At 60.3% G+C, this 17710-nt stretch carries 17 protein-coding genes; 4 read left to right on the forward strand and 13 right to left on the reverse strand.

The features are described from left to right. Positions 1–2 precede the first annotated feature (2 nt). A complete protein-coding gene (locus J0X03_RS19375; protein WP_033641974.1) occupies positions 3–1352 on the reverse strand; it encodes a Na(+)-translocating NADH-quinone reductase subunit A in 1350 nt (449 codons plus the stop codon). Between the two features lie 552 nt (positions 1353–1904). Between J0X03_RS19375 and dpaA the strand changes: the two genes are divergently transcribed. Further along, positions 1905–2675, forward strand: coding sequence for a peptidoglycan meso-diaminopimelic acid protein amidase (gene dpaA / locus J0X03_RS19380; protein WP_142075078.1), 771 nt, complete (start codon positions 1905–1907; stop codon positions 2673–2675). Here dpaA and J0X03_RS19385 read toward each other — a convergent pair. Beyond that, complete coding sequence (locus J0X03_RS19385; RefSeq protein WP_004930222.1) at positions 2610–3413, reverse strand: class II glutamine amidotransferase; 804 nt, start codon at positions 3411–3413, stop codon at positions 2610–2612. The two genes, dpaA and J0X03_RS19385, sit on opposite strands and share 66 nt — an antisense overlap. Positions 3414–3517: 104 nt before the next feature. Continuing rightward, positions 3518–4099: a D-sedoheptulose 7-phosphate isomerase gene (lpcA, locus tag J0X03_RS19390; RefSeq protein ID WP_004930220.1), complete on the reverse strand. Its 582-nt coding sequence runs from the start codon at positions 4097–4099 to the stop codon at positions 3518–3520. A 246-nt stretch (positions 4100–4345) separates the two neighbouring features. Here lpcA and fadE point away from each other — a divergent pair, with 246 nt between their 5' ends. After that, positions 4346–6802, forward strand: a complete 2457-nt coding sequence (gene fadE, locus J0X03_RS19395; RefSeq protein ID WP_160203999.1) for an acyl-CoA dehydrogenase FadE — start codon at positions 4346–4348, stop codon at positions 6800–6802. A gap of 289 nt (positions 6803–7091) precedes the next feature. Then, positions 7092–7244: a Hok/Gef family protein gene (locus J0X03_RS19400; protein WP_004930217.1), complete on the forward strand. Its 153-nt coding sequence runs from the start codon at positions 7092–7094 to the stop codon at positions 7242–7244. A 73-nt stretch (positions 7245–7317) separates the two neighbouring features. Here J0X03_RS19400 and J0X03_RS19405 read toward each other — a convergent pair whose 3' ends face one another. The 10 genes from J0X03_RS19405 to mtnK form a co-directional block, all read right to left on the reverse strand. Then, positions 7318–8361 (reverse strand): HoxN/HupN/NixA family nickel/cobalt transporter, encoded by a 1044-nt coding sequence (locus J0X03_RS19405; protein ID WP_052133748.1) that lies wholly within the window; start codon positions 8359–8361, stop codon positions 7318–7320. A 40-nt stretch (positions 8362–8401) separates the two neighbouring features. After that, positions 8402–9379 (reverse strand): urea transporter, encoded by a 978-nt coding sequence (yut, locus tag J0X03_RS19410; RefSeq protein ID WP_160203998.1) that lies wholly within the window; start codon positions 9377–9379, stop codon positions 8402–8404. A gap of 19 nt (positions 9380–9398) precedes the next feature. Then, positions 9399–10346, reverse strand: a complete 948-nt coding sequence (locus J0X03_RS19415) for an urease accessory protein UreD (protein WP_046688282.1) — start codon at positions 10344–10346, stop codon at positions 9399–9401. Beyond that, on the reverse strand, positions 10343–10978 hold the full coding sequence (ureG, locus tag J0X03_RS19420) for an urease accessory protein UreG (protein ID WP_033641969.1): 636 nt from the start codon (positions 10976–10978) through the stop codon (positions 10343–10345). The genes J0X03_RS19415 and ureG overlap by 4 nt, the downstream gene beginning before the upstream one ends. A gap of 19 nt (positions 10979–10997) precedes the next feature. Next, positions 10998–11684 carry an urease accessory protein UreF gene (locus J0X03_RS19425; protein ID WP_033641968.1) on the reverse strand — a complete coding sequence of 229 codons (687 nt, stop codon included), beginning with the start codon at positions 11682–11684 and terminating at the stop codon, positions 10998–11000. After that, on the reverse strand, positions 11681–12277 hold the full coding sequence (locus J0X03_RS19430; RefSeq protein WP_033651011.1) for an urease accessory protein UreE: 597 nt from the start codon (positions 12275–12277) through the stop codon (positions 11681–11683). The genes J0X03_RS19425 and J0X03_RS19430 overlap by 4 nt, the downstream gene beginning before the upstream one ends. A gap of 12 nt (positions 12278–12289) precedes the next feature. Then, the gene (locus tag J0X03_RS19435; protein ID WP_129993173.1) at positions 12290–14005 is read right to left on the reverse strand and encodes an urease subunit alpha; all 1716 of its coding nucleotides are present in this window, start codon (positions 14003–14005) and stop codon (positions 12290–12292) included. 3 nt (positions 14006–14008) lie between these two features. After that, the gene (locus J0X03_RS19440) at positions 14009–14455 is read right to left on the reverse strand and encodes an urease subunit beta (protein WP_047572564.1); all 447 of its coding nucleotides are present in this window, start codon (positions 14453–14455) and stop codon (positions 14009–14011) included. Between the two features lie 55 nt (positions 14456–14510). Then, positions 14511–14813, reverse strand: a complete 303-nt coding sequence (locus tag J0X03_RS19445) for an urease subunit gamma (protein ID WP_025160087.1) — start codon at positions 14811–14813, stop codon at positions 14511–14513. A 511-nt stretch (positions 14814–15324) separates the two neighbouring features. Then, on the reverse strand, positions 15325–16524 hold the full coding sequence (gene mtnK / locus J0X03_RS19450) for an S-methyl-5-thioribose kinase (RefSeq protein WP_046897644.1): 1200 nt from the start codon (positions 16522–16524) through the stop codon (positions 15325–15327). Between the two features lie 146 nt (positions 16525–16670). Between mtnK and mtnA the strand changes: the two genes are divergently transcribed. Continuing rightward, positions 16671–17699, forward strand: coding sequence for an S-methyl-5-thioribose-1-phosphate isomerase (gene mtnA / locus J0X03_RS19455; RefSeq protein ID WP_069099966.1), 1029 nt, complete (start codon positions 16671–16673; stop codon positions 17697–17699). The last annotated feature ends 11 nt before the right edge of the window (positions 17700–17710 follow it).

Consider the following 17710-nt stretch of genomic DNA (forward strand, 5'->3'; position numbering starts at 1 on the left):
GGTTATCCTTCCTGCTCAATCTTGGTCAGCACCTCGCGCAGCACCGGCGCGTACTCATACTTGCCGGGGCAAACGAAGGTGCACAACGCCAGATCTTCCTCGTCCAGCTCCAGGCAGCCCAGCGCCTGCGCACTGTCGCTGTCGCCCGCCAGCAAATCGCGCAGCAGCAGCGTCGGCAAAATATCCAGCGGCATCACCCGCTCATAGTTGCCGATCGGCACCATGGCGCGTTCGCCGCCGTTAGTGGTGGTCGAGAAGGCGAACAGTTTGTTTTTCAGGAAGTGGCCCAGCGTGGTGCGGGTAATGGAGAACTTGTTCGGCGACGGCACGATCCAGCCGAACAGCTCTTTGTCGCGCCCTTCTTCCAGCACCGACACCTGCGAGTGGAAACGGCCCAGCCAGGCGTTCGGCCCGGCGGCCTGCATACCGTTCAGCACCGAACCGGAGATCACCCGGTTCTCGCCCTCTTTCAGGCGGCCGGCGGTCAGTTCATCGAGGCTGGCTCCCAGGCGGGTGCGCAGCAGCGTCGGCTGCGCCACCTGCGGCCCGGCCAGCGCCACGACCCGGCGGGTATCGAGCTTACCGGTGGTGAACAGGGTGCCGATGGCGATCGCGTCCTGGTAACCGATGTGCCAAACGGTTTTCTTCAGGCTAACCGGTTCAAGGAAGTGAATGTGGGTGCCCGCCAGCCCGGCGGGATGCGGGCCGGCAAATTCGCTGTAGGCGATCTGCGGGCCGCTCTGCTGGCCAACCGAGGCGCCGGCGGCGTGGCATACGTGTACCTTACCCGCCGTCAGACGCGCCAAGACCACCAGCCCGGCGTTGAACGCCGCCTGTTGTTCGGCGATGATCACCTGCGGATCGGCGGCCAACGGTTGGGTATCCATCGCGGTGACGAAAATGGCGCGCGGTTCGCTGCCGGGGCTTGGCGTTTTGCTGAACGGGCGGGTGCGCAGCGCGGTCCACAGGCCGCTGGCGATCAGTTCGCTTTCGACCTGTTCGCGCGGCAGTTGGCTGAGTTCACCCAACGGATAATGCGCAAACTCGAGCTGATCGTCGCCGCCGTTTTCCAGCGCAATCACCACCGATTGCAAGACGCGCCGCTCGCCGCGGTTAATCGCGACGATGCGGCCGCTGGCGGGAGCCGTGAAGAAAACCCCGGGGTTTTTCTTATCTTCGAACAACGCCTGGCCTTTCTTAACGGTATCGCCTTCCTGCACCAGCATGGAGGGACGCATTCCGACATACTCTTCCCCAAGCAGGGCGACATGCTGAATGTTCGGGCCATCTTGGATCGCCTGAACCGGGGCTCCGGCTATCGGCAGATCTAACCCTTTTCTGATCTTAATCATAGGATTTATACGATGTAGTTTGGTTTACACGTCTGACCGGCCCCAGAGGCGGGTGCTGACGATGCCAGGATTGCCGGGCAGTGCGCACAACGGCACGCCCAACATGAACTTTCTCGCAGTGAAAAACTGGGGTAACGCGCATTCCCTTGAATCCCCCTTCCGTTGTTTGCGCGACAGTCGATGTGTTAACGGCATGTAGCCAAATAACCATCAAAACGGCCGGGTTATATGCAATAACTCTTGCCGCTTCAATCGCCACAGCGCGTTAAATTGAAGAGAGAATATTAACATTGTTCGCAACATTGTTCTGCGTTCCGTCGTGACTTGTGTCAAGCAAACGCAATTAAATTTCGCCTGTTTTTCACTACTTATCGTTAAAATCTGCCGGTCATTTCACTTTTATCGAGCTTTGTCGTTTTTTTATACATATCACGTATTGCTAAAAATAAACGCGCTGGTAATCTGGCGGTGTTTTGCAGCAGTAAAAACAATAATCAGTGGCACGCTGGCCAATCTCATTGCGCCGGCAGATAAATATAAGCAGGAATAATAATGAGCAAAATCGCGCTGTTGTTTGCGATGCTTGTTTCTATGCCGATGATCACGGCCTGCAGCGCCAGCGAGCAGGTACCCGAAGCGCCGGTAGTTAAACAGCAATTATTGGGGTCGCCGGTCTATATTCAGATCTTCAAAGAGGAACGCAAGCTGGAATTGTATGCCAAAATGGGCAATGAATTCCGCTTGGTCAATACGTTCCCGATCTGTAATTTCTCCGGCGGGCTGGGTCCTAAACGTCGTGAAGGCGACTTTAAAAGTCCGGAAGGCTTTTATAGCGTTGACGCGCGCCATCTGAAACCCGACAGCAAGTATTACCGGGCGATCAATATCGGTTTCCCTAATGATTACGATAAATCGCAGGGCTATTCCGGCGCTTATCTGATGATCCACGGCGAATGTAAATCGATCGGCTGTTACGCGATGACCAACACCTATATGGATGAAATCTATCGCTACGTCGAAGCCGCCTTCGCCTATGGCCAAAGCCGCGTCGACATCAGCATCTACCCGTTCCGCATGACCGAGCAAAACCTCAAGCGCCATGCGTCATCCAGCTATATCGCCTTCTGGCGCCAGCTGAAGCCGGGCTACGATTACTTCGCGAAGAACCACCAGCCGCCGACAATGGGCGTGGTCAATGGCCAGTACGTGCTGGGTCAACCGTTGATGAGCAGCGGCGGCATGATGACGCAGTACGCGTCAGCCAGCCCGACGCCCAACACCAACCCCTTCGCTCAGAACAAGCCGCTCACCGAAGTGAAATAACGCGAACTCGCCTGGCTCAATCTTGTGCCAGGTTTCGTTGGCGGTCAGCGGTTGGGTGGCGATCACCGTGACCACATCGTTCGGTGTGGTCTGCTGCTGAAAATCGATTTCCACATCCTGATCGAGCAGCGTCGCCTTGCCGAACGGCGCGCGGCGCGTGATCCAATACAGGTTGGTGGAGCAATAGGCCATCACGAAGCGCCCGTCCGACAACAGCATGTTGAATACCCCTTTCTTGCGCAGCTGGCTCGCCAACAGGCCGATGTAGCGGAAAACCGCCGGCCACTGGCTCGGGGTGCGCGGGTATTTCAGCGCCAGCTGATGCAACAGCCAGCAGAACGCGTATTCGCTGTCGGTCTGGCCGACCGGGCGAAACGTGCCGGTATCCAGCTGACGGTAGCCTTTCAATTGGCCGTTGTGCGCGTAGGTCCAGTTGCGGCCCCACAGTTCGCGGGTGAACGGGTGGGTGTTTTCCAGCGCCACTTCGCCGCGGTTGGCCTGGCGAATATGGGACACCACCGCACAGGACTTGATCGGGTAGTCCTGCACCAGGCGGGCGATCGGCGAGTTGAAGCTCGGCTGCGGATCCTTGAATGTGCGGCAGCCGTTCCCTTCATAGAAGGTAATGCCCCAGCCATCCTTATGCGGCCCGGTGCGGCCGCCGCGCTGTACCAGGCCGGTAAAGCTGAAGCAGATATCGGTCGGTACGTTTGCGCTCATCCCGAGCAGTTCACACATCGCCAGCACTCCTTAACCACACTGACATACGCTGTGCGGGCGCGGCATGCATGCGGCGCCCGCTGTCTTATTCCTGGGGGAGCCGCAGCCCCCCCCGAAGGCTATCAAGCCTTAACCATCTCTTTTTCGATCAGTTGAATCAAGATGTGAATCGCTTTGATGTGGATTTCCTGAATGCGATCGGCGTAGCCGAAGTGCGGCACACGGATTTCCACATCGGCGGAACCCGCCATTTTGCCGCCGTCCTTGCCGGTCAGGGTGATCACTTTCATCCCCTTGGCGCGCGCCGCGTCGATGGCCTTGATGATGTTGCCGGAGTTGCCGGAGGTGGAAATGCCCAGCAGCACGTCGCCTTCGCGGCCCACCGCTTCCACATAGCGGGAGAACACATACTCATAGCCGAAGTCGTTGCTGACGCAGGACAGATGGCTCACGTCCGAGATGGCAATCGCCGGGTAGCCCGGGCGGTTTTCACGGTAGCGGCCGGTCAGCTCTTCGGCGAAGTGCATCGCGTCGCAATGGGAACCGCCGTTGCCGCAGGAGATCACTTTACCGCCGGCTTTGAAGGAGTCCGCCAGCAGCACCGCCGCGCGTTGGATGGCGTCGATGTTGGCGTCGTCATTGATAAATTTCGCCAGGGTATCAGCCGCTTCGTTCAGTTCACTGCGAATAAGGTCGTGGTACATGAGGAACCTCTTGTTATCGTCAAATCTTCCGCTCCGCAGTGTACCGGATCGCGGAAACAGCGAGAAGCATTCTCAGCCAAACAGCGCGCCGGTTAAGGAAGCGGAGAGGTTTTTGATGATTGGTGCTGTCAGTTTGTGACCTGAGTTGTAATTAAACTGTAAACGCATTGATAAAAATTCTGCCTTGTACTAAAACCTATTACATACACACAACAGGTCAGACCTCTTACTACTTCGGAGCTTCTTATGATGGTTCTTAGTATTGTCGTTTTACTGGCTCTCCTCGGCGTGGTGTTCTACCACCGAGTGAACCTTACCCTCAGCAGCCTGATCCTGGTGGCGTACACCGCCGCCATGGGCGCGATCGACCTGTGGAGCTTCTGGCTGTTGCTGCCGCTGGCGATCGTGCTGCTGCCGCTGAACCTTTCCTCTGTGCGTCGCTCTCTGCTCTCCGCGCCGGCGCTGCGCGCCTTCCGCAAGGTGATGCCGCCGATGTCCACCACCGAGAAGGAAGCGATCGACGCGGGCACCACCTGGTGGGAAGGCGATCTGTTCCGCGGCGCGCCGGACTGGAACAAGCTGCACAGCTACCCGAAACCGCGCCTGACGGAAGAAGAGCAAGCGTTTATCGACGGCCCGGTGGAAGAAGCCTGCCGCATGGCCAACGACTTCCAGATCACTCACGAACTGGCCGATCTGCCGCCTGAACTCTGGGCGTACCTGAAAGAACACCGTTTCTTCGCGATGATCATCAAGAAAGAGTACGGCGGTCTGGAATTCTCACCTTACGCTCAGGCGATGGTGCTGCAAAAACTGGCCGGCGTTTCCGGCATCCTGGCGATCACCGTCGGCGTGCCGAACTCCCTCGGCCCGGGCGAACTGCTGCAGCACTACGGTACCGAAGAACAGAAAAACCACTATCTGCCGGGCCTGGCGCGCGGCGACGAAATTCCTTGCTTCGCGCTGACCAGCCCGGAAGCGGGCTCCGATGCCGGTGCCATTCCAGACGTCGGCACCGTGTGCATGGGCGAATGGCAAGGCAAGCAGGTGCTGGGCATGCGCCTGACCTGGAACAAGCGCTACATCACGCTGGCGCCGGTCGCCACCGTACTGGGTTTAGCATTCAAACTGCATGACCCGAACCGCCTGCTGAGCGACAACGAATCCCCGGGCATCACCTGTGCGCTGATCCCGACCAGCACGCCGGGCGTGGAAATCGGCAACCGCCACTTCCCGCTGAACGTGCCGTTCCAGAACGGCCCGACCCGCGGCACCGACGTGTTCGTGCCGATCGATTACATCATCGGCGGCCCGAAAATGGCCGGCCAGGGCTGGCGCATGCTGGTTGAATGCCTGTCGGTCGGTCGCGGCATCACCCTGCCGTCCAACTCCACCGGCAGCCTGAAATCCATCGCCCTGGCGACCGGCGCCTACGCGCACATTCGCCGTCAGTTCAAGATCTCCATCGGTAAAATGGAAGGGATCGAAGAGCCGTTGGCGCGCATCGCCGGCAACACCTATGTGATGGACGCCGCCGCTTCGCTGATCACCTACGCGCTGGTGCAGGGCGAGAAACCGGCCGTGCTGTCGGCCATCGTCAAATACCACTGTACGCACCGCGGCCAGCAGTCGATCGTTGACGCCATGGACATCGCCGGCGGTAAAGGCATTATGCTGGGCGAATCCAACTTCCTGGCTCGCGCTTATCAGGGCGCACCGATCGCCATCACGGTGGAAGGCGCGAACATCCTGACCCGCACCATGATGATCTTCGGTCAGGGCGCGATCCGCTGCCATCCTTATGTGCTGGATGAAATGGCGGCGGCGCAGAACAACGATCTGAACGCCTTCGATAAATCGCTGTTCGGCCACCTGGGCCACGTCGGCAGCAACAAGGTACGCAGCTTCTGGCTGGGCCTGACCAACGGCCGCACCAGCGCCACGCCGACCAAGGACGCGACCCGTCGTTACTATCAGCAGTTGAACCGCCTGAGCGCCAACCTGGCGTTGCTGTCGGACGTTTCCATGGGCGTGCTGGGCGGCAGCCTGAAGCGCCGCGAGCGCATCTCCGCTCGCCTGGGGGATATCCTCAGCCAGATGTACCTGGCTTCCGCCGTGCTGAAACGCTTTGACGACGAAGGCCGTCAGAAAGAAGATCTGCCGCTGGTGCATTGGGGCGTGCAAGACAGCCTGTATAAAGCCGAACAGGCGCTGGATGATCTGCTGCGCAACTTCCCGAACCGCTTTATCGCCGGCGCGCTGCGCTTCGTGGTCTTCCCGTTCGGCCGCGTGCATACCGCTCCGTCCGATCGCCTGGATCATCAGCTGGCCAAGATCCTGCAGGTGCCTTCCGCCACCCGCAGCCGTCTGGGACGCGGCCAGTACCTGACGCCGAGCGAGCATAACCCAATCGGTCTGCTGGAAGCGGCGCTGGCCGACGTGATGGCCGCCGAGCCGATTCACGAACGCCTGTGCAAGGCGGCCGGCAAAAACCTGCCGTTCACCCGTCTGGATCGTTTGGCGGAGCGCGCGCTGGAAGAAGGCAAGATCAGCGCCGACGAAGCGAAGATCCTGGTGAAAGCCGAAGAGAGCCGCCTGCGATCCATCAACGTGGACGACTTTGCGCCGGATGCGCTGGCGGCCGCCAAGCCGGAAAAGCCGGCGGCGCAGTCTAAGCGCCAACAGCAGACCGAAGCGGCTTAACGCCAATTCCTACTCCACGCATCCAAGGGGCGATCATCATCGCCCCTTTTTCTTTTCTTGCATCACGAACTGCGCACCGCGCCGCAGGTTGGCGCAACGGCGGATTTCACGGGAAGGAAGTTCGGGTAGACTGCGCAGCGGGTGCTCTGGATCTTTCTGTCCGGCGCCTTGGCAAAGGAGAGAAAGAGAAAGGCCCCGAGTCGATATTATCAACCCGAGGCCACTCTGATGCCTAGCAACATCAGGTTAGCCTCTTACCCGCCGCAAGGCAAGGATAGGGAGGTCAAAAATGCAGCAAAAACGGGTCGTGCTTAAGCTGGTGATCGTCTGTATGACGCTGATCGCGTTCATCTGGCTAACCCGCGGTTCGCTGTGCGAACTGCGCATCAGGTTGGGAGACTCGGAGGTTGCGGCCACTTTGGCTTACGAATCCGAACGGTAAGGCAACCCAACGGCGGGGTTCGCCCCGCCCGTTGGCGGATGGTGTCAGGCAGGATCCACGAGCACCCGCCTTTTCAGCCGCTGACCGTCAGCTTGTCATAGCCGCGCAGGCGGTAATTCACCACCGACACCAGCCAGCAGAAAATGAACACGGCGATCACCCAATAACCCATCTCCCCCAGATGATCGTTGAGCCGCGCCACGGCGTCCCACAGCGGGCCGGACAGCGCCAGCTTGTCGGCGATAAGTCCGAGCGCTTCGATGCCGCCGATAAACACCGCGATGATCACCGACGCCGCCGTGATGGTCATGTTGTAGTACAGTTTGCGGATCGGTTTGGAGAACGCCCAGCCGTAAGCGCCAATCATCACGAAGTTGTCGATGGAGTCGATCAGCGCCATGCCGGCGGCGAACAGCGCCGGGAACAGCATGATGCTCCACAGGTTCATGCCGTGGCCGGCGCCGGCAGCCGAAATCCCCAACAACCCGACCTCGGTGGCGGTGTCGAAGCCCAGGCCAAACAAGAAGCCCACCAGGTACATGTGCCAGCTCTGATTCACCAGCCTGAACAGCGGGCGGAAGCAGCGCGCCAGCGCACCGCCGCCGCTCATCAACAGATCCAGCGATTGATGCGCAGGCAGCTCGCCCGCCTTCACCTGCCGGAAAGCGCGCCACACGGAGATCAGCACCAGCAGGTTGATAAAGGCCACCGTCAGCAGAAACAGAGCGGACACCAGCGTGCCGATCAAACCGCCGGTTTCGTGAAACCAGCCCATCTGTCGGCTGAACATCATCGCCGTGGCGGCAATGGCGGCCGAGGCCAGCACCACGATGGTCGAGTGGCCGAGCGAGAAGAAGGTGCCGACCGCCACCGGCGTTTTGCCTTGTTGCATCAGCTTGCGGGTCACGTTGTCGATCGCGGCGATGTGATCGGCATCCACCGCATGGCGCAGACCAAAACTGTAGGCCAGCAAGGCGGTGCCCATCAGCGCCGCATTGTCTTTGAACACCGCCAGCGCCAGCAGCCAGACAACGACGTTGACCGCCACCAGCCCCAGCAGCAGGGATACAGCCCGCTGCCGGGCCGCGCCATGCAATCCTTCGGAAATTACCGCCATACCCACACTCCCGTTTTCTCGTTATGTTGAAATCAATGGATTAGCGCCGCGCCGCGATCACCGCCGGATTGGCGCTCAAAAACAGCCAGGACGCGATCACGAACGGCATGGTGAACGACGGCATCCCCAGCGGAGCCAGCAAGGTATTGAAAGCCCCCTGCACCAGCACCGTGAAAATCACGCCGAGCAGCGTATAGATAAGCACCCGCCGGCCGGGCGGGTTGAAGACGGAACCCAGCGCCACCGCCGTCAGCACCGCGCTGAAAGCATATAGCCCGGCGAAGACCGCCTGCGGATCGGCGCCAATCGCCAGCGCGGTGATCACCGCCAGCAAGGCGCCGAAAAAACCCAGCGCCATCGCGCGCGGCGACGAAACCGCCAGCCCGAGCAACAGCAGCACGCCGCCGCTCACGCTGCTGCACAAAAAGACCTGGGAGACGCCGTGCAACGCACCGCTCAACACCTCCGCCAGGTCGGGATGCGGGTTGAACACCGCGCCGTCGGCCGGGATGGCCGCCGGCGGCAACCGCACATGCCGCAGATGGCTGAACGGGTAGCTGGCCAGCAGCACCGTCCAGGTGGTCAGCACGAAAGGCGCGGTCAGCGCCGCGATCTTCCAGGTACGCAGCAGCCGATTGAGGCCGACGGTGACGATCACCGAGATCGCACTGCTGAAGATCACGCCGATCCACAGCCAGACTGAGGGCAGCAAAAAGGTCGGCAGCGCGGCGCCGACCAGGCAGCCGTTGTAGCCATAGAGACCGGTGCGCAACGCTGTGCGATCGTCCACCAACCACGCCGCGCTGAGCGTCGCCGCCGCCGTGCCCAGCAGGCAGCCGAAGGCCACCTGCGGCAGCCCCTCTTCCCAGGCGCCCACGAAAATGGCGATGAAAAACAATAATCCGGTCAACGGGTTATTTTGAAACATCACCTGCGAACAGCCGCGCAGCACCGCATCCGTCACCGCCGCTATTCGGCTGCGGGCGCACAACGCCGCCCAACTCCACTTTGTCGTCATGACCGCTTCCCGCTGCAGACTAGCGCCAGATAAAAGGCTCGGGCAGCGTCACGCCCAGGATTTCCTCCCGGGCGACGCGCCAGAAAGCGCGAATCGCCGCCTTCACCTGGCGCGCCTCTTTGCCCAAAGCCTTAAAGATCAGCCCGCACTCATTGGGCAACCGGCTGACGCCGCTGGCGCTCCCCTCAGCCTCGTCATAGCGGGGCGCGATGCGATCGAGGATCCGCTGATGATGCTCGGGCGGCGTCAGCAGGATCACATTGCCGAACACATCGAACGGCCCCATCACGCCGACCCCGTTCAGCGGGTGTTTATGCGGTTCCAGCACATAGCGCTCGACAAACAGCGTGTTGCCCTCGGGGCGACAGGCGCTGATGCGCGAAGAGTAAACGTCGAATCTGAAACCGCGATCCGCCTGATGGTGTTTGCGTCCCGACATCAGGATCTCGCCATAGAGCAGCGTCGCCGTGGGGTGCAGCGTAATGCGGGTATCGGTAATGAAGCGCGAGCCGCAGTGAGGGATCACCGGATCGGGCATCATCTCCAGATAGCTGCCCTCTTCGAGCGTCAGCGTCTGCATCTGCGCCGCGTAGTTATTTTCCATGGCGTGGATCTTGGTCGCCGATTGAGTGGTGACATGCCCGCAGGCCCGGGGGGCGACCTGCACCTCGAGCGTCAGGCGATCGCCCTGCAAGATGCAGCCCGAGGTGGAGATGACGAATACGCACGGCATCTGCGGCAGCGCCTCGTCCCAATACAGCGCCCGCTGCACCAGAAACGGCACGCGCCGCTCCATTTGCCGCAGCACGCTGCGATGCCCGTTCAGCGCGAACCCCAGCCGCAGATAGCCGGTTTTGCCCACGCCGCCGCTGGCCATCTGCGGCGGTTCGTCCTGGTAGGCGGCCAACTCCGGCGCGTCGGCGCCGAGTTGCGCCACGCGCCTCGCCGCTTCGCTGACGGCCGTCATACCGCCGCCGACGGCGCGTGGGTGAACAGGAAATCACGCATGATCATATCCACCAGTTCGTCGATGCCTTCGCCGGTTTTGCAGTTGGTGAGGATATAAGGCCGCTCGCCGCGCACCACGCGCGTATCGTGCTCCATCACCGCCAGGCTGGCGCCGACGTACGGCGCCAAATCGATTTTGTTGATCACCAGGATGTCGGCCTGCACCAGGCCCGGGCCGTTTTTGCGCGGGATCTTTTCACCTTCGGCGACGTCGATAACGTAGATGTAAAAGTCCGCCAGCGCCGGGCTGAAGGTCAACGTCAGGTTATCGCCGCCGCTCTCGATCATCACCACGTCGCTGTCCGGGAAACGGGCCTCCATCTCCTCCACCGCGGCGATATTCATGCTCGGATCCTCGCGCACCGCGGTATGCGGGCAGGCGCCGGTTTCCACGCCCAGAATTTTCTCCTCGTCGAGGATCCCCTTGAGCGTGCGCTTGACCTGTTTGGCGTCTTCGGTAGTGACGATGTCGTTGGTGATGATTAACGGGCTGATGCCCCGTTCGATCAGACGCGGCGTAATGACTTCGATAATCGCGGTCTTGCCCGAGCCTACCGGGCCGCCGATGCCAATGCGGGTAATTTTCTTCACTCTGCTCGTTCCTTTGTCATTAGTTGCTGAACAGTCGAGTAAATGCGCCGACGTGCAGCGCGGCCAGGACGTCGGTCACCGGCGCGTAAGAGGCCATTTGTTCAACGCCGCCGCGTTCGGCTTCGTCACAAAAAACGTCGATGTCCCGGTTGAGTTGAAACAGGATGCGTTGGGTGTCGATATGGGTGACGCGCATCAGGCGCATGGCGGCGCTGAGAATGGTCATCGCCACGCCGTACTGATGCATCACCGCCACCTCGCGCGGCCCCGCGCCCAGCGCCGTCATCACTACCGCCTGCGTCACCGGATAGGTGCCGGCGGCGCGGCCGGTTTTGATCTGCTCAAGCCACCAGACCACCTGGGGCTCATCACAGATGGCCGCCGTCATTTCCGCCAGCTTCTTTCCCATCCTCACCACCATGCTGCGGCCTTCTTCATTCAGCTTGCGGTTGAACAGCGCCCAGTCGTGCCCGATAACCGCCTCGCGATCGCCCCCCTGCAGCGCCCGGCAGGCCGCCGCGACCGCCCGGCCGTCGCCGCCCGCCGCCTGTTGCAAAGCGGTGCGGGTGAACGACTGCAGCGTGTCAACATCGCGCACGATGCCGGCCTGGATCGCCGACTCGACGCCATTGGAAAAGGCAAACGCCCCCACCGGCAGCACCGAGTCGGCAAACTGCAGGATGCGAATCAGCTGAACAGCGTTCATTTCAATTTGATCACATGCTGACCGAGGAATGGGCTGTCAACATGCACATGGGTGGCGGAATCCTCCGCGCCGCCGAACAGCAGGCGCGCTTCGGGCTGGGTCAGATGCGGCAAAATGCTTTCACCCTTCACGAACGAATAAGGCAGCGCATGAAAGCCGTGGGTTTTCATCACCGAATCCATCACCTTGGTCGCCACCGTCAGCGGAATAAAGATGCGATCGCCCTTGATGACTGACTTCCAGTGCTGATTGCCCAGCGCATGCCCCAATTCGAACGCGGTCTTCAGCACCGTAGCCATATCGGTCGCCAGCAGCGACTCAAGATGGATTACCATCACATCGCGCAGGTTCATCTGCACCACCACCGCGCTGCGGTTCGCTTCGTCCCAAAGCAGCACATCGCCGTCGGCCAGCACCTGGTGACGATCGAGGGAAATGCCGAGATCCTGACCATCGCGGGTGGTTTTGCGGCACCGGCTTTTCTGCGCCTCCCACTGCGAAAGCGCCAGCACGTCCAGCGAGGCGTGTTGCAAGCGCTCACGCCAGTCGGCATCCCGTTTGATATTGCCGAGTATCTTTTCAATCACGATCATGAGCGGCGGTTCCTAGCTGAAGAAGTAGCGTTGATTAAGCACGGCGGTGGCGATCGGTTTCACCGTGGCGTGTTCGCCGTTGACCTTGACGGCGAAGGTTTCGGGGTCCACCTCGATGTGCGGCGTTTCCGCATTGCGCACCATGTCCTGCTTGGAGATCGCGCGGCAGTTATGCACCGCCATCACCTGCCGCTCCAGCCCCAGTTTCTCTTTGATGCCGTCGTGTAATGCCGCGCCAGAGACGAAGGTGACGCAGGTTTCCTGCAGCGATTTGCCCATGGCGCCGAACATCGGTCGGTAGAACGTGGGCTGCGGCGTCGGCAACGACGCGTTGGGATCGCCCATCACCGCCCAGTTAATCATCCCGCCCTTGAGCACCAGCTTCGGCTTGGCGCCGAAGAAGCGCGGCTCCCACAGCACCAGATCGGCCATCTTGCCGACCTCGACCGAACCCAGCACGTGGCTGATGCCCTGCGCGATCGCCGGGTTGATGGTGATCTTCGCCACGTAGCGCAGCACGCGGAAGTTATCGTGTTCCGCCGCATCTTCCGGCAGCTTGCCGCGCGCGGCTTTCATCGCGTGTGCCGTCTGCATCACCCGCAGCCAGTTTTCGCCAACCCGCCCCATCGCCTGGGAGTCGCTGGAAAACATCGACAGCACGCCCATGTCGTGCAGCACGTTTTCCGCGGCGATGGTTTCCGGCCGCACCCGGCTTTCAGAAAACGCCACGTCGGCCGGTACATTGGGGTTGAGGTTGTGGCACACCATGATCATATCGAACAGTTCGGCCTGACTGTTGATGCCGAACGGCAGCGTGGGGTTGGTGGAGCTCGGCAAGACGTTCATCTGCGCGGCGACCTTGATGATATCCGGCGAGTGCCCGCCGCCGGCGCCTTCGGTGTGGAAGGTGTGGATAGTGCGCCCTTCGAAGGCGTCGATGGTGTCCTCGACGTAGCCGCCCTCGTTCAGGCTGTCGGTATGCACCGCCACCTGAATATCCATGTCGTCGGCCACCCGCAGCGCGTGGCGCAGCGCGGAGTTGGTGGCGCCCCAGTCCTCATGCACCTTCAGCCCGGCCACGCCGGCGGCGATCTGTTCGACCAGCGGCGCAGCGTGCGAAGCGTGCCCCTTGCCGAGCATTCCCACGTTGACCGGCATGTTCTCGAAGGCGCGCAGCATGCGGTGGATATGCCAGGGCCCGGCGGTCACCGTGGTGCCGTTGGAACCGTCGGTCGGCCCGACGCCGCCGCCGAAGAAGGTCGTCACGCCGTTGGAGAGCGCATGTGCGGCCTGCTGCGGCGAAATGAAATGAATGTGCGTATCGATGCCGGCGGCGGTCAGGATCAGGTGTTCGCCCGAGATGGCGTCGGTGCTGACGCCCACCACCATGCCGGGCGTGACGCCGTTCATCATCGCCGGGTTGCCGCTTTTGCCAATGCCGGCGATCAGGCCGTTTTTAATGCCGACGTCCGCCTTGATCACCCCTTGCCGGGCGTCCAGAATGGTCACATTGGTAATGACCAGATCCAACACATTGTCGCTGGTTAATCGGTTATCGGCGCCCATGCCGTCGCGCAGCGACTTACCGCCACCGTAGACCGATTCCTCACCGTAACCGCGCAGATCTTTTTCTATTTCAATAAACAGTTGCGTATCGCCCAAGCGAATTTTATCGCCGGTGGTCGGGCCGAACAGCCCGGCATATTCCTGCCTGGAGATCGTTGGCATGCTTTATTCCTCGTCCGTCTTGATGGGCGCCTGATCGCGGTTTTTATAACCCAGCTCAATAGCTCGCTTTACATCTATAGTTTTCTTTACTCTTTCACCGGCGGCTACCGGGCTGTCGCCCGCCCAACCGTCCACCAGATTATTAAAACCATAAACCGTTTGCTTGCCGCCGATGGCAATAAGCGCCACCTCGATTTCATCGCCGGGTTCAAAACGGATCGCCGTCGTGGCGGTGATATTTAACCGTTTGCCAAAGGCGGCGGCGCGATCGAACTGCAGCGCTTTGTTGGCTTCGAAGAAATGAAAGTGTGAGCCGACCTGAATAGGCCTGTCGCCGGTATTGCGCACCGTTAAAATAACCGTCTCGCGATCTTCATTGAAGGTGATGGGACGTTCGGACAGGATATAGCCGCCTGGCGGCACGTGCTTTTCTTTGTCATGCTTTTTCATCGGAATACCTGTGCTGATAAGATTCGTCCATGGGATTCAGGAAGGCCATCGGCGCTTATTGAATAGGATCGTGCACCGTCACCAGGCGGCTGCCGTCGCTGAATATCGCCTCGACCTGCACATGCGGGATCAAGTCCGCCACGCCGTCCATGACGTCATCGCGGCTCAAAACCTGCCGCGTGTCGTTCATGACTTCTTCCAGCGTTTTTCCCTCGCGGGCGCCCTCCAGCGCCGCGGTGGTAATAATGGCCACCGCCTCGGGATAATTAAGCTTTATCCCTCTGGATTTTCGTTTTAATGCGACGTCAGCCAGGGTATAGACCATCAGCTTTTCGATTTCTCTTGGCGTTAATTGCATGGAGCACTCCGATCTCGATAGAAATAATCAGACAAAGTGAGGCCAAAGGTTACTTATAGTTAATAACCTTGCGTTATTTATTTACGATTGTCCGACACTCGAATAATCTAGGGGGTAATATTGAGATAATCAACCCGCTGCTTTATTCAAACCCGAGCATGAGCTATCCCATTTACTAAAAAAGTAACGGCGACGTGATAGTTTTTATCGATAAAAAGTCTTTTTTCATCTTCCCACTCCCACAATAAAACGATCAAAAAAAGAACGGATGGCGTTTTTTTATTTTAATTACCGTCATGAAAGCCAGATAAATAAGCACTGTCCTTATGGATGGCATTAATATTAAAGACATGTAACCAACGGTCAGAAAATATAATTAAATTTACAAATAAGACGCGAGTGAAAATACCTTTTTAGTTAAAAACAATTTATCTATTCTGTTACTGATGCCAATAAGTTATTAAAAAAAAACCCGGCCGCAGCCGGGTTTGCCTCATTACTGTCGGGCTCTTCAGCCTTGCTGACGAATGCGCGCCAACAGCGCGTCGATATGCTCGATTTGCGGCGCATTGACGATCAGCGTGCGCCCCAAACCCAGCGCATGACGCTGACAGTCGAGGCGCATGTCGGCGTCGGCGATGCTGTCCAGATCGGCGACGTGCGCCAGGCCGATAGTGCGCCGAATCAGCTCGGTGCCGCAGTACCCTACCGCATCAGTCCAGACCTGCTGCAGGAACTGCTCGGCGTAACCCGGCGTCGCCAGCGCCGCATCGCGGCTTTGCTGATGGCACAGCGCCAGGAAACGATCGGCAAAGATCAGCCACAGCTCGCGCACATCCTGCAGACGCTGCTCGCGCCCGGCGGCGGCGTCGCGCGGCCCGAACAGCCCAGGCTGGCCGCAATAGTTGAGCAGCAGATTGCCTAACGCAGTGCCGACATCGAAACCGATCGGGCCGTAGAAACCGAATTCAGCGTCGATCGCTTTCAATCGCCCTTCCGCCACGAAAATTGAACCGCTGTGGATATCCCCGTGCAACAACGCCTCCGCCTTGCTGAGAAAGCGGTGTTTCAGGCCGGCGACCGCCAGCTTCAGCGGCGCATCCTCACGCAGCGCCTGCACCTGCGGCAACAGCGCCGCCTCGAACTGATTGCGCTCATGGTCGATATAGGGATCGGTAAAGAACAGATCTTCGGTGATCTGGCACAGCTCGGGGTTGGTGAAGCGGCTGACTTCCGCTTTTTTCTGCTGCGCCGACTGATAAAAATCGGAGGTGTGGAACAGCGTCTGCGCCAGGTATTCCGCCAGCTGACCGGCCGCCAGCGGATGATAGTTCCCCTGCACCAGTTCGCTGCGCCAGATGCGATGATCGGAGAGATCTTCTTGCACCATCACCGCCAACTCGGGATCGTGGTGCAGGACTTTTACCGTATGTCGCGGGCAGAAACCGCCGTGGATCAACAGCGTTTCCGCTTCGATGCGCGCCCGATCCAGCGTCAGCGGCCAGGATTCGCCCACGCAGCGCACGTACGGCAACGCCTGTTTGACGATCACCCGGCTCACGCCTTCGCGATCGCGGATCTTGAACACCAGGTTCAGGTTGCCGTCGCCGATCTCGTCGGCGCTGACCAGCGCTTGCGGATCGGCCACCTGCCCGTATTGGCGGGCGTATTCAACGGCATCGGCAGCCGTAAACGTACGATAAAGCGACATTCCCCAACCCCTCTGTTCTCTCTCGCTGCCCCCAGCGATTCTGTTTATTTAGACGTAAAAGCATTTGGACGTCTATACATCTGGAAGTCATGTTGGCAGAATAGCGTTTCAGATGCAATAACCTCGCAACAAGGAATTAACCGCCGATGCAAGCGCTTAACACCACCAGTTTGACCCTGCGGGACAACCGCCTTTGGATCCTCGATCAGCAAGCCCTGCCGCAGGAAAAGCGGTGGCGCGCCTGCGACAGCGTGGAGGAGTTGGTCGGGCACATTCACAGCCTGCGGGTGCGCGGCGCGCCGCTGATCGGGCTGTCCGCCAGCCTGCTGTTGGCGCTGCTGGCGGAACGCGGTGTGCCGCGCGCCGAGCTGGAACAGGCGCTGCACACGCTGCGCGCCGCCCGCCCGACGGCGGTTAACCTGATGAACAATCTGGATCGCATGAAGCTGGCGCTGGCGGAGCCGGACTGGGCGCCGGCGATGGTGAACGAAGCGCTGCGGCTGGTGGAGGAAGATCGCCGGCTGTGCGATCGCATCGCCGATCACGGCGCTGGGCTGGTCAAGCCAGGCAGCCGCCTGCTGACCCACTGCAATACCGGCGGGTTGGCCACCGCCGGCGTCGGCACCGCCATCGGCGTGCTGCTGCGCGCCCACCAGCAGGGCAAAGTGCAACAGGTATGGGTTGATGAAACCCGGCCGTTGCTGCAGGGCGGCCGTCTGACCGCCTGGGAACTGGGCGAGCTGGGCATTCCCTATCGCCTGATCTGCGATTCGATGGCCGCCAGCCTGATGGCGCAGGGCCAGGTCGATGCGGTGTGGGTCGGCGCGGATCGCATCGCCGCCAACGGCGACGTCGCCAACAAGATTGGCACCTACAGCCTGGCGGTGCTGGCGCACTACCATGGCATTCCATTCTACGTGGCTGCCCCGCATACCACCCACGATCCGCACTGTCCGGACGGCGCCGCCATCCCGATCGAGCAACGCGCGGCGGCCGAAGTCACCGGCGTTTCAGGCAGCTTCGGCGCCTGCCAGTGGGCGCCGGCCGATGCGCCGGTCTGCAATCCGGCGTTCGACGTCACGCCGGCCAAGCTTATCAGCGGGTGGGTGTTCGACAGCGGCGTGATCACGCCGCAGCAGGTTGAAGCGGGGATTTTCCAGCGGGCGCTGGGTTAACGCCCGCCGGT

This window comes from Serratia ureilytica (assembly GCF_017309605.1).
GTDB lineage: Bacteria > Pseudomonadota > Gammaproteobacteria > Enterobacterales > Enterobacteriaceae > Serratia > Serratia ureilytica.